This is a genomic window from Rhodanobacter sp. DHG33 (assembly GCF_014843005.1).
In the GTDB taxonomy this organism is placed as follows: Bacteria; Pseudomonadota; Gammaproteobacteria; order Xanthomonadales; family Rhodanobacteraceae; genus Rhodanobacter_A.
In genome coordinates, this window is sequence record NZ_JACYXM010000001.1 from 600,589 (window position 1) to 620,859 (window position 20,271).

The 20,271-nt window shown below is 68.0% G+C and carries 20 protein-coding genes; 12 read left to right on the forward strand and 8 right to left on the reverse strand.

The window, feature by feature from the left end:
• Positions 1-5: 5 nt before the first annotated feature.
• From pssA to IHE46_RS02650, 6 genes are read right to left on the reverse strand one after another with little or no spacing between them, the layout of a single operon-like run.
• Positions 6-1,403 carry a CDP-diacylglycerol--serine O-phosphatidyltransferase gene (gene pssA, locus IHE46_RS02625; protein WP_192163034.1) on the reverse strand — a complete coding sequence of 466 codons (1,398 nt, stop codon included), beginning with the start codon at positions 1,401-1,403 and terminating at the stop codon, positions 6-8.
• A 48-nt stretch (positions 1,404-1,451) separates the two neighbouring features.
• Positions 1,452-2,921: an efflux transporter outer membrane subunit gene (locus tag IHE46_RS02630; RefSeq protein WP_192163035.1), complete on the reverse strand. Its 1,470-nt coding sequence runs from the start codon at positions 2,919-2,921 to the stop codon at positions 1,452-1,454.
• Positions 2,921-3,952, reverse strand: coding sequence for an HlyD family secretion protein (locus IHE46_RS02635; protein ID WP_192163036.1), 1,032 nt, complete (start codon positions 3,950-3,952; stop codon positions 2,921-2,923). Before IHE46_RS02635 ends, IHE46_RS02630 begins: the two co-directional genes overlap by 1 nt.
• A 7-nt stretch (positions 3,953-3,959) precedes the next feature.
• A complete protein-coding gene (locus IHE46_RS02640) occupies positions 3,960-4,160 on the reverse strand; it encodes a DUF1656 domain-containing protein (RefSeq protein ID WP_192163037.1) in 201 nt (66 codons plus the stop codon).
• Positions 4,150-6,255: an FUSC family protein gene (locus IHE46_RS02645; RefSeq protein ID WP_192163038.1), complete on the reverse strand. Its 2,106-nt coding sequence runs from the start codon at positions 6,253-6,255 to the stop codon at positions 4,150-4,152. The genes IHE46_RS02640 and IHE46_RS02645 overlap by 11 nt, the downstream gene beginning before the upstream one ends.
• A gap of 3 nt (positions 6,256-6,258) precedes the next feature.
• Complete coding sequence (locus IHE46_RS02650; protein ID WP_192163039.1) at positions 6,259-6,753, reverse strand: MarR family transcriptional regulator; 495 nt, start codon at positions 6,751-6,753, stop codon at positions 6,259-6,261.
• Positions 6,754-6,964: 211 nt separating this feature from the next.
• Here IHE46_RS02650 and IHE46_RS02655 point away from each other — a divergent pair, with 211 nt between their 5' ends.
• Positions 6,965-9,046 carry a S46 family peptidase gene (locus IHE46_RS02655; RefSeq protein ID WP_192163040.1) on the forward strand — a complete coding sequence of 694 codons (2,082 nt, stop codon included), beginning with the start codon at positions 6,965-6,967 and terminating at the stop codon, positions 9,044-9,046.
• Between the two features lie 232 nt (positions 9,047-9,278).
• Here IHE46_RS02655 and IHE46_RS02660 read toward each other — a convergent pair whose 3' ends face one another.
• Positions 9,279-9,680 (reverse strand): DUF4156 domain-containing protein, encoded by a 402-nt coding sequence (locus IHE46_RS02660; RefSeq protein ID WP_192163041.1) that lies wholly within the window; start codon positions 9,678-9,680, stop codon positions 9,279-9,281.
• Positions 9,681-10,065: 385 nt separating this feature from the next.
• Between IHE46_RS02660 and IHE46_RS02665 the strand changes: the two genes are divergently transcribed.
• The 9 genes from IHE46_RS02665 (at position 10,066) to IHE46_RS02705 (ending at position 15,913) form a co-directional block, all read left to right on the forward strand.
• Positions 10,066-10,269 (forward strand): hypothetical protein, encoded by a 204-nt coding sequence (locus tag IHE46_RS02665; protein ID WP_192163042.1) that lies wholly within the window; start codon positions 10,066-10,068, stop codon positions 10,267-10,269.
• Positions 10,270-10,311: 42 nt separating this feature from the next.
• On the forward strand, positions 10,312-10,479 hold the full coding sequence (locus IHE46_RS02670) for a hypothetical protein (protein WP_192163043.1): 168 nt from the start codon (positions 10,312-10,314) through the stop codon (positions 10,477-10,479).
• Between the two features lie 49 nt (positions 10,480-10,528).
• On the forward strand, positions 10,529-10,996 hold the full coding sequence (gene trmL / locus IHE46_RS02675) for a tRNA (uridine(34)/cytosine(34)/5-carboxymethylaminomethyluridine(34)-2'-O)-methyltransferase TrmL (RefSeq protein WP_192163044.1): 468 nt from the start codon (positions 10,529-10,531) through the stop codon (positions 10,994-10,996).
• A 49-nt stretch (positions 10,997-11,045) separates the two neighbouring features.
• Positions 11,046-11,720 (forward strand): SCP2 sterol-binding domain-containing protein, encoded by a 675-nt coding sequence (locus tag IHE46_RS02680; RefSeq protein ID WP_192163045.1) that lies wholly within the window; start codon positions 11,046-11,048, stop codon positions 11,718-11,720.
• Positions 11,717-13,366, forward strand: coding sequence for a ubiquinone biosynthesis regulatory protein kinase UbiB (gene ubiB / locus IHE46_RS02685; RefSeq protein ID WP_192163046.1), 1,650 nt, complete (start codon positions 11,717-11,719; stop codon positions 13,364-13,366). The genes IHE46_RS02680 and ubiB overlap by 4 nt, the downstream gene beginning before the upstream one ends.
• 77 nt (positions 13,367-13,443) lie before the next feature.
• Positions 13,444-14,166, forward strand: coding sequence for a pseudouridine synthase (locus IHE46_RS02690; protein ID WP_192163047.1), 723 nt, complete (start codon positions 13,444-13,446; stop codon positions 14,164-14,166).
• Between the two features lie 97 nt (positions 14,167-14,263).
• Positions 14,264-14,686, forward strand: a complete 423-nt coding sequence (arfB, locus tag IHE46_RS02695) for an alternative ribosome rescue aminoacyl-tRNA hydrolase ArfB (protein ID WP_192163048.1) — start codon at positions 14,264-14,266, stop codon at positions 14,684-14,686.
• Positions 14,683-15,279, forward strand: coding sequence for a 1-acyl-sn-glycerol-3-phosphate acyltransferase (locus tag IHE46_RS02700; protein WP_192163049.1), 597 nt, complete (start codon positions 14,683-14,685; stop codon positions 15,277-15,279). Before arfB ends, IHE46_RS02700 begins: the two co-directional genes overlap by 4 nt.
• Before the next feature lie 4 nt (positions 15,280-15,283).
• Positions 15,284-15,913 carry a LysE family translocator gene (locus tag IHE46_RS02705; protein ID WP_192163050.1) on the forward strand — a complete coding sequence of 210 codons (630 nt, stop codon included), beginning with the start codon at positions 15,284-15,286 and terminating at the stop codon, positions 15,911-15,913.
• A gap of 14 nt (positions 15,914-15,927) precedes the next feature.
• On the opposite strand, the gene IHE46_RS02710 is transcribed toward IHE46_RS02705, so the two are convergent.
• Positions 15,928-16,836, reverse strand: coding sequence for a LysR family transcriptional regulator (locus tag IHE46_RS02710; RefSeq protein WP_225562774.1), 909 nt, complete (start codon positions 16,834-16,836; stop codon positions 15,928-15,930).
• 255 nt (positions 16,837-17,091) lie between these two features.
• Here IHE46_RS02710 and aceB point away from each other — a divergent pair, with 255 nt between their 5' ends.
• Positions 17,092-18,690 carry a malate synthase A gene (gene aceB, locus IHE46_RS02715; RefSeq protein WP_192163052.1) on the forward strand — a complete coding sequence of 533 codons (1,599 nt, stop codon included), beginning with the start codon at positions 17,092-17,094 and terminating at the stop codon, positions 18,688-18,690.
• Positions 18,691-18,897: 207 nt separating this feature from the next.
• The gene (gene aceA / locus IHE46_RS02720) at positions 18,898-20,193 is read left to right on the forward strand and encodes an isocitrate lyase (RefSeq protein ID WP_192163053.1); all 1,296 of its coding nucleotides are present in this window, start codon (positions 18,898-18,900) and stop codon (positions 20,191-20,193) included.
• Positions 20,194-20,271 lie beyond the last annotated feature (78 nt).

The following is a 20,271-nucleotide window of genomic DNA, read 5'->3' on the forward strand; positions in this document are numbered from 1 at the left end:
GATGATCAAAGCAGGCGATTCACCAGCCTGTCCAGCCGCACGCGGCTGAGACGCCGCAGCAGGCGCCGCACTTCCGGCGGATAGTTACGCGCGCTTTCCAGCGCGTGATGGTCAACCAGCCGCGTGGCGTGCTGACGCAAAGACGCCCACTCCGCTTCGTGCATTGCATGCAGGCGGCGCGAGGGATCGCGCAGCAACAGGCCGTTCTCCAGGTCCAGCGCCCAGGCCCGCGGATTGAGGTTGTGGCCGGTGAGCAGGGCGCAGTCGTCGTCCACGAACAGGCCCTTGAGGTGGTAGCTGTTGCCGCCGTCGCGCCACAACCGGAGGTTCAGCTGGCCGCTGGCGAGCTGGCGCGCATGCGTGCGCGCGAAGCGGCGCAGGTTGTTTTCGTAGAGGTAGGGCAGCAGGCCGATGGTGCGGAAGGGCTGCGTGGGCGGGATGTAGAAGTCATTGGCGGTCTTGTCCCCCACCATGATCTCGACGCTGCAGCCGCGGCGCAGCGCCTGCCCCAGCGCCGCGCGCACCGGGCTCGGCAGATTGAAATACGGCGTGAGCAGCACGATGCGCTGCCGCGCGCCGCGCAGCAGGGCCAGCATGGCATCGTTGAGCGCGTTGTCGGCGCGGCCGAAACCCTTCAGCGGCGTGACGGCCACGGCGCCATCCGGCAACGCCGCCATCGGCACCACGTAACTCGCCTGCTGCAGTTGCTGGCGGAACGTGCGGATCGCCGGGAGCAGTGCGCGCGTCGGCGGCGGATCGGGCAGGTCGAGGCGGCGTACCGCCTCGCTGTCGCGGAAATGCCGCTGCACGAAGGCCGCCATGCTCTCGGCCAGTGCGGCGTCGCGGATGCGATGGCAGCGGTCTAGCCGGTAGCGCCCGTGCTTCGCCAGGTAGACGTCGTTGAGGCTGGCGCCGCTGTACAGCACCGTGTCGTCGAATACGAAACCTTTGAGGTGCAGCACGCCGAACAGTTCGCGGTTCTGCACCGGCACGCCCCACACGCGCACGCCGCCGCCGTGGCGCTGCGCGCAATCGCGGTACATCGCCGCGTTGCCCTGGCTTTTCTGCTTGCCGATGAGGCCGCGCTGGGCGCGATGCCAGTCCACGAAAACGTCGATTTCCAGCCCGGGCTGCCGCGCATGCGCCGCATAGAGCGCCTCCATCACCTCGCGGCCCGCATCGTCGTCCTGCAGGTAGAGCGTCACGATCACGATGCGCCGCGTGGCCTGCGCGATCTGCGCCAGCAACGCCTGGTGGAACGCCTGCGGTCCGTGCAGGGTTCCGACGGCGGTGGCAGGCACGGCGAAGGCGGGCAGCGCCTCGAGCCACGCCCGCGACTTCGGGCGCAGCGGCGAGACGAGGCGTCGCGCGATGCGGCGCGGCGCATTGATCAGCATGTTCATGCGTCAAAGAATAACGAATGCCGGTTGCACGCAGGCAACGGCCATTCGTCACCTGTCTTTGCTGCTGTCGGCTGGCGCCGCATCGTCCTTGAAGCCGCCGCCCAGTGCTTCGACCATGCGCACGGCCAGTTCGGCCTGCCGGCTCTGCAGTACCGCGTCGTTCTGCTCGGCCGTAAGCAGCGTGCGGCGGGCGATCAGCGTGTTCAGCTCCGTGCCCAGCCCGGCCTTGTAGCCGATCTGCGCGTTGTCGTAGGCGCGCTGGGCGTTGTGCAGCACGTCCTGCTGTGTCTGCAGTTGGCTCTGCACCGAGCGCGACAGGCTGAGCAGGTCGGCCACCTGGTTCACCGCGCGCACCAGGGTCTGGTTGTAGCTGGCCACCGCCCCGTCGTACAGCGCATCGCGCGCATCGAGACCGGCGCGCAGGCGCTTGCCGTCGAACAGCGGCAGCGAGAGCGCGGGGCCGACGCTATAGGTGCGCGCGGGCATCTGGAACAGCGGTACGTTGTCGCCCAGCGCGAGAAAACCGGCCATCGCGCTGATGTTGAGGTTGGGCATGAACTGCGCCTTGGCCGCCTTGATGTCCTGCGAGGCGGCTTCCACGCGCCAGCGCGCGGCCACCAGATCGGGGCGACGGCCCAACAGGTTGGCCGTGAGGTCCGGCGGAACCGCCAGCGACACCGGCTTGAGTCCGGCGGGCGCCGCGATCTGCAGTCCGCGGTCCGGCCCCTTGCCCAGCAACACGGCAAGACTGATGCGCGCGCTGTCGATGGCCGCGTCGGCCGCAGCCAGGTGCTGCTGCGCAATGCCGGCTTCGGCGCGCGCCTGCAGCAGGTTGTCGGGCAGGCCCATGCCGCTGGCGACGAGGGTGTGGGTGAGCGCGGCGATGCGGTCCGCGCGCTCGACGTCGCGCTGCGCGATGTCGCGCAACACGAAAGCCTGGCGCAGCTGGATATAGGCCAGCGCGACGTTCGCCGACAGCTGGATGCGCGCGGCACGGCGATCCACTTCCGCGGCGCGGCTGCGGCCCAGCGCGCCTTCCCAAGCGGCGCGCTGGCCGCCCCATAGATCCAGGTTCCAGGAAAAATCCACGCCGGCGCTTTGCATCCACGCGAACGTGCCGACGACCTCCGGCAACACCAGTCCGACTTCCTTCTCGGAAAGCCGCGCACCGGTGGCGGCATAGCTGGCCTCCACGCTGGGATCGCGCGCGGCGTCGAGCGCCCGCGCCTCGGATTGCGCGAGCCGCGCGCGCGCATCGGCCACGGCGAGGCCGGGGTTGTCGTGCAGTGCTTCGGCGATCAGCGCGTCGAGCTGCGGATCACCCAGCGCATGCCACCAATCCCGTTGCGGCCATGCGGCGGGACTGACCTGCACATCGGCGAGGCTCTGCCGCGTCTGCAAGCTGTCCGGCGCGATTTCATGGCCGGTGGGATGTAGGCCGCCGGTAGACGCGCATGCGGCGAGCGCCAGGGTGAGCGCGGCGCAAGCCAGCGTCCGCGGCAAAGGCGGCACGCGCATCACGGCTGCTCCTGTTTCGATGCGCGGTCGTCGTCGCGCGGATGTGCCTCGATGGTCGCGGTCATGCCGGCGACCAGCACACTGCCCGCGGGCATCTTGCTGGCATCGATGTCGATGCGCACCGGGATGCGCTGTGCCAGGCGCACCCAGTTGAAGGTGGGATTCACGTCGGCCAGCTGATCCGGGCTACCGGCGTTGTCGCGATCGGCGATGCCGCGCGCGATGCTGTCGATGCGGCCCTGCAGGCGGATGCCGCCCGCCATCAGGCGCACGTCCACCGGATCGCCCACGCGCAGCTGCGGCAGCTTGGTTTCCTCGAAATAGCCGTAGATGTAGTAGCTGTGGCTGTCCACCAGTGCGAGCTGCTGCGCGCCCGCATTGGCGAAGTTGCCCACGCGCACCTGCACGTTGGTGACGTAGCCGTCCACCGGGGCGCGCACCTGCGTGCGTTCGAAGTTGAGCTCGGCATTCTGCACGGCGACCTGCGCCTGCGCCTGCGCCGACAGCGCCTGGTCACGCGCGGCCCGCGCCTGCTTCAGTGCGGCCTCGGCCTGGTGCCAGGCCGCTTCCGCCGCTTCGGCGGTGGCGATCGAGTTGTCGCGCGTCTCGCTGGACACCACGCTGCCTGCGGGCACCTGCATGCGCCGCTTCGCCTGCGCGCGGTACATCGCATAGTCCGTCTTGCGCGCAGCCACGGCGGCGGTGGCTGCGGCGATGTTGGCGTCGCTGGCCTGCACGCTGGCGCCGGCGGCACCGAGATTGGCGCGGGCCTGCGCCAGCGCGAGCTGGTAGCGCGAGGGATCGATCACCAGCAGCACGTCGCCGCGATGCACGAACTGGTTGTCGCCCACGCGCACCTCGGTGACCAGGCCGGCCACGTCCGGCGCCACCTTCACCACGTCGGCGCGCACGCGGCCGTCGCGCGTCCACGGCGAGTACAGGTAGTGCTTCCACAGTGCGTGGCCAAGCAGGAGGGCGACCAGCACCACGCAGGCGGTGATCAGGAGACGCAGCAGCGAAGTCTTGTTCATGGCTGACTCAACGTAAAAACAACAGGCCGCCCGCCGCGAACAGGCAGGCGAACAGGGCAAGGCGGAACAATGGCGGGTGCCACACGTAGCGATGCAGGCCGTAGCGGCCGATCAATGCGTCCACCAGCAGGATCAGCGGCAGGCAGGCCAGGAAAATCGGCAACAGGCCGGGCACCAGCACGCCGCCGATGGAAATCTCATGGGGCATGGGCGGTCTCCTCGACGGCATGGGCGGCAACCAACGGCGACTCGTCGTCGCGCAGCGCGCCAAGCAACTGGTACAGATGCGTGCGCAACGCAGGAACGGAGGCACAGGCTTCGATCGCGGCGCGCACTTCGTCCTCGGCGTGCTGACGGTGCGTTTCATCCGGCTGGCGATAGAGCTGCGCCACGGCCTGCACCGAGCGTTCCGCCGCCTCGCGCGCCGCGGCCGGCGCATCGCCGGTGCGCAATTGTTCGCGCAGTTCGATCAGCACGCGCCCGCCCTCCTGCACCGCCAATGCCCAGCCCAGCAATGCGCGCGACTGGCGGCTGCCCGGCCGGGTATGCGTGATGACCTGGTGGAACAGGTCGCGACTGGCGCTTTCGAAGCGCCAGCGCAAGCCGTCCAGCGGCGCGGTGGCGGCCTCCACCACCTGCTCGCGCAGCCGGCGGAACTGGCGGCGGCGCTGCCATCCGCTGCCGGTGACGCGCGGCACGAACACGAAGGACACCGCTGCCATCCCCACGCCGACGAGCTGCGCAACGGCATCGTTCAGCGTATGCGAGAGGTCGTACACCATCGGGTTCTTGAGCGCGAGGATGTAGACGATGCCGATCGAGTAGCCACCGCCCACGCCGCTGAATTCGGCATGGGCGTTGAGCCATGGGCCGACGAGCAGCAGCGGCAGGGTCGCCGCGACCAGCATCACGAAACCGTCGCTGCCCGGCAGCAGGCAGTATGCGGCGAAGATGCCCGCCAGCATGCCGGCGGCATAGCCAATCAGCATGTTGAACGCGGAAGCCAGCGGGTTCGGCGCCGCCGCGAGCAGGCCGCTGAAGATGGTGGCCAGCAGCATCGCGCTGGCACCGAAGGGCCAGCCGCTGGCGATCCAGAACACGCTCAGCGCGGTCATGGTGAGGAAGGTGCGCAGCACCGCCACCATGGCGCCGGTGGCATCGGTGCCGCGGCGGAAATGCACGCGCTCGACGCCACCCCGCTGCACCTGCGCGCGCAGCGCCAGTTCCACTTCGACGTAGCCGCACAATTCGTCGAGGAAGCGCTTCAGCAGGGTGGCGCCGGTGTCGAACGCCAGCTGCGCATGGCCCGGCGCCAGCCCGGTGCGCAGTGTCGCCTCCAGCGCCGGCAGCTGCCGTGCACACTCGCGCAGGCGCGGCACCAACACCGCAGGGTCGTGCAGGTCGGCCGGCGCCGTTTCCAGCGCGCCGCCGATGGGACGGTACAGGGCGATCAGCGCATCTACTTCGGCGGTGCGCCCTTCGCGCTGCAAGCGGTTGATGAGATGGTGCAGCGACTGGAAGCTGGTCGCCGCGGCCATGTTGTGCTGGTTGAGCAGGCGCATGCGCGCGCTGCGCGCACGGACTTCCGGATCCTCGAAGATCACCGAGGCGCGCATGTCCTCCAGCTGGACCGCGGCACGCACGAAGCGCAGATGCGCCTGCGCCATCGCCTCGCGCGGGATGGCGCCGCCGGTCGAGCCACGCACGAAGTCGATGAAATTGGCGAAATGCGCGCGCGCGTTCTGCCGCAGCGCGAGGCGTAGCCGATCCGGGAACAGCAAGTCGCTGACCACGGTGGACACCAGGATGCCCAGCATCACCTCGCTCACGCGCATCAGCGCCGAATCGAACACCCCGAGCGGATTGGCCGCCGCCGGCAACGCCACGATGGCCGCCGTGTAGCCGGCCAGCACGAAGCCGTAGGACATGAAGTTGCGGTACAGCGTGGCGCCGCCGGCGCACAGCGCCACCCACAGCGACAGGCAGGGCAGGAACAATTCGCGCTGCTGCGGGAACGCGCACATCAGGGCCAGCCCGAACGTGCTTCCGCACAAGGTGCCGATCGCGCGATAGAAACTTTTGGCCAGCACCATGCCGCTCTGCGGATGCATCACGATGCCCACCGTGATCATCGCGGTGGACGGTGCCTCCAGCCGCATCCACATCGCCAGCCACGCGGCCAGGTATACCGCCAGTACGGTCTTGGCCACGAACAGCCAGGCCCGCCCCTCGCCCGCGAACACTTCCGCCAGCGTCGGCCAACGGTTCGCCGAGGGTTCCAAAGGGGTCGATGCCGCCGCCATCGCTCAATCCTGCTCCAGCTGGGTGAGGAACTTCTTGAGCAGGCGCTCCAGTTGTGCCGTCTCGGCAGGTTTCAGGCCAGCCGTCTGGCGCTCCAGCAACGCGCAGATCGACGGCATGAACTCGTCGATCATCGCCAGTCCCGCACGGCTCAGGCTCAGGCTGACCTTGCGCCGGTCCGCGTCGCTCGCGGTGCGTTCGACCAGCCCCTTGTCGCAGAGGCTGTCCGCAAGCCGCGTGATGTTGGCCGACTTCTCGCCCGCTGCCTCGGCCAGCTGCGAGGGGTTCAACGTATAGCCCTCGGTGCCGTACAGCATCATCAGGATGTTGTACTCCGGATGGCTGATGCCCCATGGCTTGAGGGTGGCGTTGGCAGCGTCGTGCACGCGCTTGTGCAGATGCTTTACCAGCCGCACCAGCACCGCCGGCTCGCGCGGGAATGCGGGCTGGCGTCGGCAGGTGACGGCGAGGCGCTGTTCGGTGGGGGCGAAGCTGTTCATGGGCGGGCGCAACCGTTGATGTCTCTGTATTTATTTCATATATGAAATATATGGTAATGAATTTTATGCCCGGAACGGCTGGCCTGCAAGCACCCCTGCCGACCTTCACTTCCGCACCTCGGCGGCCGAAGGCCATGATCGTCGCCGGTTCGACACGCCAATCGCGGGTTCGCGCCATCCGCGCCGATCCGCCCCATACGGAGGAGATGCGATGAAACGCTGGTTGCTCGTTGGGTTTTCCGGCCTGCTGCTGGGCGCCGCTGGCGGCGCCATGGCCGACGAAGGCATGTGGACGCTGGACCACCTGCCGGTGAAACAGATGCAGCAACGCTACGGCTTCACTCCCACGCAGCAGTGGATCGACCTGGTGCAGCACGCGGCAGTGCGCCTGGCGGAAGGCTGCTCCGGATCGTTCGTCTCCGCCAACGGCCTGGTGATGACCAACCACCATTGCGCCAACAGCTGCCTTTCCCAGCTTTCCGGCACTGGCCACAACTACATGTCCGACGGCTACGTGGCGATGAAGCAGGAAGACGAGCCGAAGTGCCCCGATGTGGAGCTCAACCAGCTGGAGAAGATCACCGATGTCACCGACCAGGTGAACGCCGCGACCAGCGGCAAGCAGGGCGCCGAGCGCATCAAGGCCGAGCGCGCGGTCAGCAGCAAGCTGGAAAAGGAATGCGTCGCCGGCGATGCCAAGACCTGGCGCTGCGACGTGGTGACGCTGTACCACGGCGGCCGTTACGCGCTGTACAAGTACCGCCGCTACCAGGACGTGCGCCTGGTATTCGCGCCGGAGCAGAGCATCGCCTTCTTCGGCGGCGATCCCGACAACTTCAACTTCCCGCGCTACGACCTCGACGTCACCTTCTTCCGCGCCTACGTCGACAACAAGCCGGCGAAGACCCCGCAGTTCCTGCAGTTCGATCCGCACGGGCCCAAGGCCGGCGAGATGACCTTCGTCGTCGGCAACCCCGGCTCGACCCAGCGCGAGACGCCCTGGCTGCAGCTGTCGGCCATGCGCGACGACATGCTGATCCCGTTCTACGGCTACCTGTCCGACCTGCGCGGCGTACTGTGGCAGTACGGCCGTGCCGGCGCGCAGCAGGCCAAGGAAGCACAGGACATGCAGTTCGGCATCGAGAACACGCTGAAGGTGTTCAACGGCTGGCTGGAAACGCTCACCAACGAAAGCTTCATCGCGCAGAAGCAGCAGGACGACGCCGCGCTGCGCGACTGGATCGCCGCCGACCCGGCGCGCCGCGCGAAATACGGCGATCCGTGGGCCGACCTGGCCAAGGCCCAGCAACGCGGCAAAGAACTGCAGGACCGCTACAACATGATCGCCGGCGGCCGCGGCTTCGGCGTGGGCACCGAGTTGTTCGCCGATGCGATGACCCTGGTGCGCGGCGCCGCCCAGCGCGCCAAGCCCGATGCCGAACGCCTGCCGCAGTACCGCGATGCCAACCTGCCCGCGGTGGAGCAGTCGCTGGAAGCGAAGGTGCCGGTGTACCCCGAGTTCGAACGCACCATGATGGCCTGGTCGATGGAGAAGATGCGCCAGATCCTCGGCGCCGACGACGCCTTCGTGCACCAGACGCTGGGCAAGCAGTCGCCCGACGAACTGGCCACCACGCTGGTGAACGGCACCAAGCTCGCCGACCCGGCGGTGCGCAAGCAGCTGTGGGACGGTGGCGAGAAGGCCATCGAAGCATCCACCGATCCGATGATCATGTTCGTACGCGGGATCGAACCCACCGCGACCCAGCTGCGCAAGCAGTACGAGGATGAGGTGCAGGCGCCCACCACCAAAGCCGACGAGGCGATCGCCCAGGCCCGCTTCGCGCGCGAAGGCACCAGCAACTACCCCGACGCCACCTTCACCCTGCGCCTGTCGTACGGCAAGGTGGCCGGCTGGAAGGAAGGCGACCATGAAGTGCCGCCGTTCACCGACTTCGCCGGCGCCTACAACCGCGCCACCGGCGCCGACCCGTTCAAGCTGCCGGACAGCTGGATCAAGGCGAAGGGCTCGCTGGATCTGTCCACGCCGTTCGACTTCGTCACCGACAACGACATCATCGGCGGCAACTCCGGCAGCCCGGTGATCGATCGCGACGGGCATGCGGTGGGCCTGGTCTTCGACGGCAACATCCATTCCATCGGCGGCGACTTCGTTTACGACGGCAGCAACAACCGCACGGTGGCGGTGGACACCGCCGCCTTGATGGAAGCGGTCCGCAAGATCTACGGGCTGCCGCGACTGGCGGACGAACTGGCCAACGGGCATCTGTGACACCCGCCGGTGCGCGGGCTGGTACCGCGCACCGGTCTGAAGCATCTCTTTGCGATCGTCCTTGATCGCGAGGATCAAACGGGCGGCCATCCATGGCCGCACTCTTCATTCTTTGCGATCGTCCTTGATCGTGAAGATCAAATGGGCGGCCATCCATGGCTGCACTCTTCAACAAAAACGCGAAGGGCGCCGCTGGCGCCCTTCGTTCTTTCTCACGACGGCAAGGTGCGGCTCAGTTGCCCTTGACCGGGAAGGTCTGCGCGCCGCCACCCTGCGGCGGCTGGGGCTGTCCCGGCGCGTTGGCGGGCTGGATGACGCGCGAGCCGCACTGGTAGGCACCCCAGGGCTGCGAGCCGTCGCTGGGGTCGGCCAGTGGCTTGATGGTGTCCGCGTGCATGGTGGCGGCCTCGTTGCGCGCCATCACCTGCAGCTCGTCGCGCACCTTGATGTCGTTGCGGTCCACCGGACCTACGTGATCCATCACCGAGACGGTGATCTTGCCGAGATCGCGGCAACCCGAAACGTCGCCGTTCCATGCCGTGCGCACGTTCTGCGAGGCCGGCGTGGGGTTGATGCCCCAGGTGCAGGCGCCGAGCAACAGGGCGGGAACGATCAACAGCACGGTCTTGCGCATTGGACGACTCCGAAGTCGGAATGAAGAAAGGCCGGACGGCGAACCGTCCGGCCTCCATGCTAACGCGCGATGCTTGACCGCGTCTGTACGCGCGCCAGGGCCGCCGGGCGCGCCCTCGGCGCCAAGCGCCAACGCTTTCCAGGGCTGAAACGCACGCCGCGACGCTTCGTTCCGCCGCAAGCCCCCGCGATCGCCCCCGGACACCCCCGGACACCCCCGGCAACTGTCCGCTTCGCCTGTCCGACCGTCCGCGGACAAACGACCCGTTGCCGGAACCCATTCTTAAATTCTTTTTATTTCAATCACTTGAAGTCTGTTTTCGGCTTGGCACGCGGATTGCTCTGAGATAACTGCGGAAACAACCCACCCAAGTCGGAGAGACGCCATGAAATACGAGAACCTGATGTTGCGCGGCCTGTTCGCTGCCTGCCTGCTGGTCTGCACCTCGGTGCTGGGTTCGATGCTGATGGCCTTCCCTGCAGCCGCCCAAGGGGCCGCTTCCGGCAGCGTCACCAGCGCCCTGCTGGCCAGCCCCGCTCACTGCGCCCTGCCTGCCGATGGCGTGATCTGCCCGCGCCTGCCGGGCTGAGCCCACCCTTCCCATCACGACTTACTTCCCGAGGAGATCGCCATGAAATACGAAACCCTGATGCTCAGCACCCTGTTCGCCGCCTGCCTGCTGGTCTGCACTTCGGTGCTGGGCTCGATGCTGGTCACCCAGCCGGCCAACGCCCATGCCGTAGCGACCACCAGCAGCGCCTGCACGACGATTTCGTCCTGCGCAGCGGTGCGCGGCTGATCGCCGGCACGATTGGCCTGCGTGCCCCCGCGCACGCGATAATCGCCGGATGCTGCATGTCATCCTGTTCCGTCCCGAAATTCCGCCGAACACCGGCAACGCCATCCGCCTGTGCGCCAACACCGGCGCCACACTGCACCTGATCCGCCCCCTGGGCTTCGAGCTGGACGATGCGCGCCTGCGCCGCGCCGGCCTCGACTATCACGAATACGCCCGCGTGAAGGTGCACGACAGCCTCGACGATTGCCTCGCCACCATCGGCCGGCCACGCGTGTTCGCCTTCACCACCCGCGGCCACGTGCGTCATGTCGATGTGGACTACACCGACGGTGACGCGCTGCTGTTCGGCTGCGAAACCGCCGGCCTGCCGGGCGACGTGCTGGACACTATCCCCGAAGCGCAGCGGCTGCGCCTGCCGATGCAGCCGGGCAGCCGCAGCCTCAACCTTTCCAATACCGTCGCCGTGGCGGTGTACGAGGCGTGGCGGCAACTCGGGTTCGATGGCGCGGGCGCATAGAAACGATCCCGCAGGCAACAGGCGGCGGTCACGCCGCTACAATCACGCGATGACCTCGCCCATCCCCAACGCCTGGCTGCCCACGCCGCTGCGCAAGCTCGCCGGACGCGCGCTGGAAACCGCGCTCAACCACACGCTGTCGCTGGACCCCGACACACAGCAGAAGCTCGCCGGCATGAACGGCCGCCGCGTACTGCTGCATCTGCGCGGGCCGGAACTGGCACTGGCCGTGACCGTGGAAGACGGCCGCCTGCGCGTCGGGCCACCGGACGATGGCGAAACCGCCGCCAGCACGCTGCGCGTGGCGGCCACGCCGGGCAGCCTGCTGGCGATGGCGCTGCGTCGCGGCGACGACGGCGTGGCGCCGGGCAAGGTGGAGATCGCCGGCGACGCCGACCTCGCGCGGCGGCTGGAAAAACTCGCCTCGCAATTCGCTCCCGATTTCGAGGAAGCTTTCGCGCGCACCTTCGGCGACGTGCTCGGCGTGCCGCTGGCGCGTGCCGTGCGCAAGGCGCTGGTGCATGCGAAGGAAACTGCCGGCCATCTCACCGAGGACGGTGCCGCCTGGCTGCGCGACGAATCGCGCATCGCGCTGGCGCCCGGCGAGGCGGAAGCCTTCCTCGACGGCGTGGACACGCTGCGCGAGCGCAGCGAGCGGCTGGAGGCCAGACTGGCCAGACTGGAAGCACGCCTCAAGGGCACGCGCAAAGGAGTCGGCGCGTGACCTCGCTTGCCGTCGTTCCGCGCCTGCTGCGCGTCGCCGTCGTGCTGCTGCGCTACCGGCTCGACGAGCTGGTGGACGCCGCCCACCTGTTCCGCCCGCTGAAGCTGGTGCGCCCGCTGCTGGGCCGCCCTGCCGTGGACGTGCGCAACCTGCCGCGCGGCGCGCGACTGCGGCTTGCGCTCACCGCGCTGGGGCCGATCTTCGTCAAGGCCGGCCAGGTGCTGTCCACGCGCCGCGACCTCGTGCCTGGAGACATCGCCGACGAGCTGGCGCTGCTGCAGGACCAGGTGCCGCCGTTCCCCGGTGGCGAAGCGCGCGCCATCGTCGAGCGCGAGCTGAAAGCGCCCATCGGCAGCCTGTACGCCTATTTCGACGAGACACCGCTGGCTTCCGCCTCCATCGCGCAGGTGCACGCCGCCACGCTGCCCGACGGCCATGCCGTGGTGGTGAAGGTGCTGCGTCCCGGCATCGACGCGCAAATCGCGCGCGACGTGAAGCTGCTGCAATCGCTGGGTGCGCTGGCGAACCGCTGGCACCCCAACGCCGACAAGATCCGCCCGCTGGACGTAGTGGCCGAAGTCGAGAAGATGCTGGAGAACGAGCTGGACCTGCAGCGCGAAGGCGCCAGCGCCAGCCTGCTCCGCCGCAACTTCGCCAGCGGCGTCGACCTCTACGTGCCCGAGGTGTACTGGGACCTGACCGCGCAGCGCGTGCTCACGCTGGAACGCGTGCACGGCATCAGCAGCGACGACGTCGCCGCCATCGATGCCGCCGGCATCGACCGCAAGGCACTCGCCGCCAAGGGCGTGCGGGTGTTCTACGAACAGGTGTTCCGCGACAACTTCTTCCACGCCGACGCCCACCCCGGCAACATCTGGGTCGACGCCACGCGTCCCACCGAACCGCGCTTCATCGCGCTGGACTTCGGCATCATGGGTTCGCTGCCCGAGGCCGACCAGTACTGGCTGGCGCAGAACTTCATCGCGTTGTTCGAACGCGACTACGCGCGCATCGCCAAGCTGCATGTCGATGCCGGCTGGATGCCTTCCACCGTGCGGCTGGACGAACTGGAAGCCGCCGTGCGCACGGTGTGCGAACCCTATTTCACCCGCCCGCTGTCGCAGATCTCGCTGGCCGAACTGGTGGTGAAGCTGTTCCAGACCGCGCGCCGCTTCGAGCTGACCCTGCAGCCGCAGCTGATCCTGCTGCAAAAGACCCTGCTCAACATCGAAGGCGTGGGCCGCATGCTCGATCCCGAGATCGACATCTGGGCAGTGGCGCATCCGGTGCTCAAGCGCATCCTGCGCGAGCGCTATAGCCCGCTGCGCACCCTGCGCGAAGTGCGCAGGCGGCTGCCCGAATGGTTCCACCTCGCGCCGCAGCTTCCCGAGCTGGTGCGCGATTCGCTGGAACGCATCGCCCAGGGCGAACACCGCCTGCTCGCCGATGTGGACACGCTCAGCCATCAGCGCCACCTCATGCGCCGGTTGCTGCGCATGATCGCGTGCAGCGCGTTCGGCGCCACGCTGATCCTCTGCGCCACCCTGTTGTGGGCGCTGGCGCCGCAGCATGGCTTCTGGCTGCCGGCCGGCATGGGCGTGGCCGGCGTCGCGGCGTTCGCCTTCGGCTGGTGGCGCCGTTCCTGACTTTTCCTCCTGCTCGCGGCGGCCGAAGCGGCGACTCCGCTCCCTTGCCTGCGTGACAAGATTTCGCGACGAGATTCATGTCCCCCATTGAAATCCTCCACCAGGACGACGCGCTCATCGCGGTGAACAAGCCCGCGGGTTTGCCCGTGCACCGTTCGGCGATGGTGAACGACGCCGAGCAATACCTGGTGGACGTGCTGCGCGAACAGGTGGGCGGCAACGTGTACCTCGCGCACCGCCTCGACCGTGCCACCAGCGGCGTGCTGCTGGTAGCACGCAGCAGCGACATCGCCGCTGCGCTGGGCGAGCAGTTCATGGGCCGCGATGTGCACAAGCAGTACCTTGTGGTGGTGCGCGGCTGGCCCGAACCGGGGGAAGGCGTGGTCGACTACGCGCTGCCCGGCTCGCGCGAAACCGGCCCGCGCCGCGAAGCACGCACAAGCTACCGCCGGCTCGCCACCGTCGAGGTGCCGATCGAGCTCGGCCGCTATCCGCAACAGCGCTATGCCCTGCTGCTGGCCGAGCCGGAAACCGGCCGCTTCCGCCAGATCCGCAAGCACCTCGCGCACATCCACCATCCGGTGATCGGCGATTGCCAGCACGGCCGTGGCGACCACAACCGCCTCTACAAGCAGCACTTCGCCTGCCATCGCATGCTGCTGCACGCGTGGAAGCTGGATTTCAGGCACCCGGTGAGCGGCGCGGCGATGACGCTGCAGGCGCCGCTGGATCACGAATACGCCGGTGTTCTCGAACGCTTCGGCTGGACGCTACCCGTACCCACGGTGCGTTCGGCCTGAGCGCTGCGGACAGCGTCGAAGGACGGGATGCGCGAACCATCGGTGCGATGGCCGCCCGAACGGACTCACGACCCGCGCCATCCCCTACACTCCGCGCATGCTGACCATCAGCCGCACCCTTGCCCTGCCCGAATCCGAACTGGTCGAGCGCTTCCTGCGCGCCGACGGCCCGGGCGGCCAGCACGTGAACCGCACCGAGAGCGCGGTGGAGCTGCGTTTCGACGTGGCGCGCTCGCCCACCCTGCCGGAGCCGTTGCGCGAACGTCTGCTGGCGCGGCGCGACCGTCGCCTCACCGACGACGGCGTGCTGGTGATCCAGGCGCGCCGCTTCCGCGACCAGGGCCGCAACCGCGAGGACGCGCGCGAACGGCTGGTCGAAATCGTCCGCGCCGCGCAGGTGGTGCCAAAGAAGCGCGTAGCCACCAAGCCCACGCGCGCCTCGAAGGAGCGCCGCCTCGCCGGCAAGCAGCAGCGCGGCAAACTGAAGCAACTGCGCGCGAAGAAGCCGGGACTCGAATGAAGGGAAGCGTTCTCGCGCCGGCGCAACTGCCGCCGCATATGCCGCACCTACGCGACGGCTGGCGCCGCAGGCTGTGCCGCAACGTGCTGCAGCTGTGCGGCTGGAGCCTGGTCGGCAATTTCCCCGACGTGCCGAAGCTGGTGCTGATCGCCGCACCGCATTCCTCGTGGTGGGACGGCATCTGGGGCCTGCTGATGAAGGCCGCGATCGGCGCCGACGTGCACTTCATGGCCAAGCGCGAACTGTTCCGCGGCCCGCTGGGCGCGCTGCTCGTCAAGCTCGGCGGCATCCCCATCAATCGCGGCGCCGCTGCAGGCATGGTCGAACAGACGATCGACCGCTTCGGTCGCGAGTCCACGCTGTGGCTGGGCATCGCGCCCGAAGGCACGCGCCGCCACATGCCGCGCTGGAAAACCGGCTTCTGGCGCATCGCCCACGGTGCCGGCGTGCCGGTGTTTCCCGTCGCCTTCAACTACCCCGACAAGACCATCCGGCTCGGCCCCTTGCTCGACACCACCGACGACATGGCGGCCGACATCGAACGGCTGCGCGCGTTCTATGCGCCGTTCCAGGGCAAGTACCACGGAATATGACGCCATGCTCGGCATCCAGCACTACGACGCCTTCCTGCTCGCCTGCATCGCGCTGAACCTCACACCGGGGCTCGACACGTTCTACATCCTCGCGCGCAGTGGTCGCGAAGGCCATGCGGTGGGCCTGGGCGCCGCCTTGGGCATCAACGCCGGCTGCGTGGTGCATACGCTGGCCGCCGTGCTCGGCCTGTCGGCGCTGCTGATGACTTCGGCGCTGGCTTTCGCGGTGCTGAAATACCTCGGCGCGGCCTACCTGGTATGGATCGGCCTGCGCATGCTGCTCAGTCGGCAGCACGAACGCAGGCCGACACAAACGCGCGGCACCGGCTTCGTCGCCGCGTTCCGCCAGGGCATGCTCACCAACGTGCTGAACCCGAAGGTGGCGCTGTTCTACCTTGCCTTCCTGCCGCAGTTCGTTTCGCTGCGTGCGCTCCATCCGCAACTCGGCTTGCTTGTGCTGGGCGCCAGCTTCATCGCCACCGGGCTTGTCTGGTCGATGGTGCTGGCCATGGCGGGTGGGCGCATCCACCGCCTGCTGCAACGCAAGCAGCAGGTCGGACAGTGGATGGACCGCGTCTGCGGCGTGGTGCTGCTGGGCTTCGGCCTGAAGCTGGCGTTGCAACGGCAAGGCTGAGGCTCTGCGCCCGCCTAGCGCTCCGAGTGCCCCGGCTCGTCGTAGTCGCGATGCGTGAGCAGTCCCGGCCGTATCAGGTCGATGAAGGCGCGCGCTTCGGCGCTGAGGAACTTGCCCTTGCGCATCACCACGCCGTAGCTGCGCTGCGGGAACCAGCGCTGCATGTTGCGCACGACCAGACGCTCGCGGTCGGCATCGGTGATGCAGATGCCGGTGACGATGGATATCCCTAAGCCCATCGCCACGTATTCCTTGATGACGTCCCAGCCACCCACTTCGATGGCGACGTGGTAGGGAACCTGGTTCTGCTGGAACACCAGGTCCACCAGGCGGTACGTGGATAGCCGCTGCGGCGGCAGGATCAGGCCGTAGGGCGAGAGATCCGCCAGCGCCAATTCCTCCTTCTCCGCCAGCGGATGCCCTGGCGGCAGGATCAGCATGGGGTCGTACTGGCGCACCGGCGCCCAGGCGATGTCGTGCGGCACATCCAGCATCGAGCCCACGGCTAAGTCGGCCTTGTCCTCGCGCAGCATCGCCATGCCGTCCTTGCCGGTGACATTGGCGAGCTGCAGGTGCACGGCGGGGTAGCGTTCGCGGTAGCGGCGCACCAGCTCCGGCAGCAGGTACTGGATGGTGGAGGTGCCGGCGGCGATGGTGAGCCTGCCGGCGGTGAGGCCCTGCACCTTGGCCTGGAAATCGCGGTCGAGGTTGTCCCAGCCCTCCACCAGCGGACGGGCTAGTTCGTACAGCGCCTCGCCCGCATCGGTGAGGTTGATGCGGCGGCGGCGCCGCTCCAGCAGGGCCACGCCCAGTTCGCGCTCCAGCGCCTGCAACTGCAGGCTCACCGAAGGCTGGGACAGGTACAGCGCTTCCGCTGCGCGGCTCAGCGTGCCCAGTTTCACCGTGGCCACGAAGGCGCGCAGCTGCTTGTGACGATTGCCCTTGTAGTAGAAACGGACGGCTTCGCCGCCCGAACCATGCGCAGGCGTACGCTTCTTCGCTGCACTACGGCGCGGTTTTTGGGGCGATTTCGCCGTCTTGGCTGGGGCTTTTCGTTCTGTCACATCAATGATTTAAAGAAAATATTGATAATAACAATATCAAAAATTGAAATATTTAGTTTGTCAAACTTGAAATCGATGGCCTAGTTTCGAGTCGTCCAACGACCGGAGCCACCCATGGCCATGCCCCGCGAACGCCTCGCCACCGAAGCCGTGCAGCTGCACGGTCAGCCCAGCCCCGCCCAGCGGGAGGTCCTCGACCCGCAGGCGCTGGCCTTCCTGGCCGATCTGCACCACCGCTTCGACGGCCGCCGCCGCGAGTTGCTGGCCGCCCGCCGCGAACGGCAGGCGCGCTGGGACGCCGGCGAGCTGCCGGATTTCCGCACCGACACCGCCGCGATCCGCGAATCGGAATGGACCGTCGGCCCGATCCCGCCCGCGCTGCGCGACCGCCGCGTGGAGATCACCGGGCCGGTGGAGCGCAAGATGATCATCAACGCGCTGAACTCCGGCGCGAAGGTGTTCATGGCGGACTTCGAGGATTCCTCCGCGCCCAGCTTCGCCAACCAGCTGGACGGCCAGCTCAGCCTGCGCGACGCGGTCGCCGGCAAGCTGGACTACACCTCGCCCGAGGGCAAGCACTACCGCGTGGGCGCGAATCCGGCGGTGCTGGTGGTGCGCCCGCGCGGCTGGCACCTGCCCGAACGCCACATCACGGTGGACGGCGAAACCATGGCTGGCGCGCTGGTGGACTTCGGCCTGTACGCCTTCCACAACGCACGCGCCCTGCAACGTCGCGACCTCGGCCCCTATTTCTACCTGCCCAAGCTGGAATGCATGGAGGAGGCCGCGCTGTGGGATGCGGTGATGACGCATGCGGAAACCGAACTGGACCTGCCGCCCGGCAGCATGAAGGTGACCGTGCTGATCGAGACGCTGCCCGCCGCGTTTCAGATGCACGAGATCCTGCATGCGCTGCAGTCGCGCGCCGTGGGCCTCAACTGCGGGCGCTGGGATTACATCTTTTCCTACCTGAAGACCCTGCGCGGCCATCGCGACCGCCTGCTGCCCGAGCGCGGCCAGGTGCTGATGACGGTGCCGTTCCTCAAGGCGTATTCGGAGCTGCTGATCCAGACCTGCCACCGGCGCGGCGCGTTCGCGATGGGCGGGATGGCGGCACAGATCCCGATCAAGGGCGACGCGGCCGCCAACGAAGCCGCGCTGGCCAAGGTGCGCGCCGACAAGCTGCGCGAAGTGAAGGCCGGCCACGACGGCACCTGGGTGGCGCACCCCGCGCTGGTGCCGGTGGCGCAGGCGGTGTTCGACGAATACATGCCCGAGCCGAACCAGCGCGACGTGGAGCGCGACGACGTGCGCGTGGGCCGCGAGCAGCTGCTCGCGCCGTGCCCGGGCACCATCACCCGCGCCGGCTTCGACAACAACGTCGAGGTCTGCCTGCGCTACACGGCCGCATGGCTGGACGGCCAGGGCTGCGTGCCCATCCATCACCTGATGGAAGACGCCGCCACCGCCGAGATCGCCCGCGCGCAGCTATGGCAGTGGCTGCATCACGGCAAGCTGGAGTTTCCCGACCACGCGTCGATCGACTTCGCGCTGTTCGACCACGCGCTGGCCACGCACGCCCATCGCCTGCGCGACAGCGACGTGCCCGGCGCGGCGCGCGTGGACGCCGCCGCACGGCTGCTGCGCGAACTGATCCACGCCGACGCACTGGCCGATTTCCTCACGCTGCCCGCGTACGAACAGCTCGCCTGAATCCACCAGAGAAGCGAACGCCGCTTCGTGATGCCTGATTTGCGACAACCCTCAGCCCACGGATCCCGTTCGCACTGAGCGCAGCTTGCGACAGCAAGCGGAGTCGAAGCGTCCGATCCCTTCGACTCCGACTCTGCTGGCCTACGCCCAGGACGAACGGCAACGACACCCGAAGTTTTACAGCCTCGCATTCACCGGAGCCACGCCATGAAGACTCATCTGCCCACCGTCGAACAGCTCGAACTCGACTGGAACAACAACCCCCGCTGGGCCGGCATCCGCCGCAACTACGGCGCTGCCGACGTGGTGCGCCTGCGCGGCACCGTGGCCGTCGAGCACTCGCTGGCTCGCCATGGCGCCGAGCGTCTGTGGAAGAGCCTGCACGAAGAGGACTTCGTCAACGCGCTGGGCGCGCTCACCGGCAACCAGGCGATGCAGCAGGTGAAGGCCGGCCTGAAGGCCATCTACCTCTCGGGCTGGCAGGTCGCCGCCGATGCCAACCTCGCCGGCGAGATGTATCCCGACCAGTCGCTCTACCCCGCGAACTCCGTGCCGCAGGTGGTGAAGCGCATCAACAACACCCTGCTGCGCGCCGACCAGCTGCACCACGCCGAGGGCCAGGACGGCGTCGACTGGCTGGCGCCCATCGTGGCCGATGCCGAGGCCGGCTTCGGCGGCGTGCTCAACGCCTTCGAGCTGATGAAGGCGATGATCGAGGCCGGCGCCGCCGGCGTGCATTTCGAGGACCAGCTCGCCAGCGTGAAGAAGTGCGGCCACATGGGCGGCAAGGTGCTGGTGCCCACCCGCGAAGCGGTGGACAAGCTCACCGCCGCGCGCCTCGCCGCCGACGTGGCCGGCGTGCCCACCCTGATCGTGGCGCGCACCGATGCCGATGCCGCCGACCTGCTCACCTCCGACATCGACGACAACGACAAGCCCTTCGTCACCGGCGAACGCACCGTCGAGGGTTTCTTCCGCGTGCGCGCCGGACTGGCCCAGGCGATCAGCCGCGGCCTCGCCTACGCGCCCTACGCCGACCTGGTGTGGTGCGAGACCAGCAAGCCGAACCTGGAAGAGGCGCGGCAGTTCGCCGAAGCGATCCACCAGCAGTTCCCCGGCAAGCTGCTCGCCTACAACTGTTCGCCCAGCTTCAACTGGAAGAAGAACCTCGACGACAGCACCATCGCGAAATTCCAGCGCGAACTGGGCGCGATGGGCTACAAGTTCCAGTTCATCACGCTGGCCGGTTTCCACAGCCTCAACTACGGCATGTTCGACCTGGCGCACGGCTACGCGCGCCGCCAGATGAGCGCCTTCGTGGAACTGCAGGAAAGAGAGTTCGCCGCCGCCGAGCGCGGCTTCACCGCGGTGAAGCACCAGCGCGAGGTGGGCACAGGCTACTTCGACGCGGTGACGCAGGCGATCCAGCAGGGACAGTCGTCGACCACGGCATTGAAGGGGTCGACGGAAGAAGCGCAATTCGCGCGCCATGCGGCGGCGTGAGAAAACGAGGGCGTAGCAATCGGCGGCGGGGAAAGAGGGAATGCGAGGTACACCTGTCTTGGCATTTCCTCTCCCGCT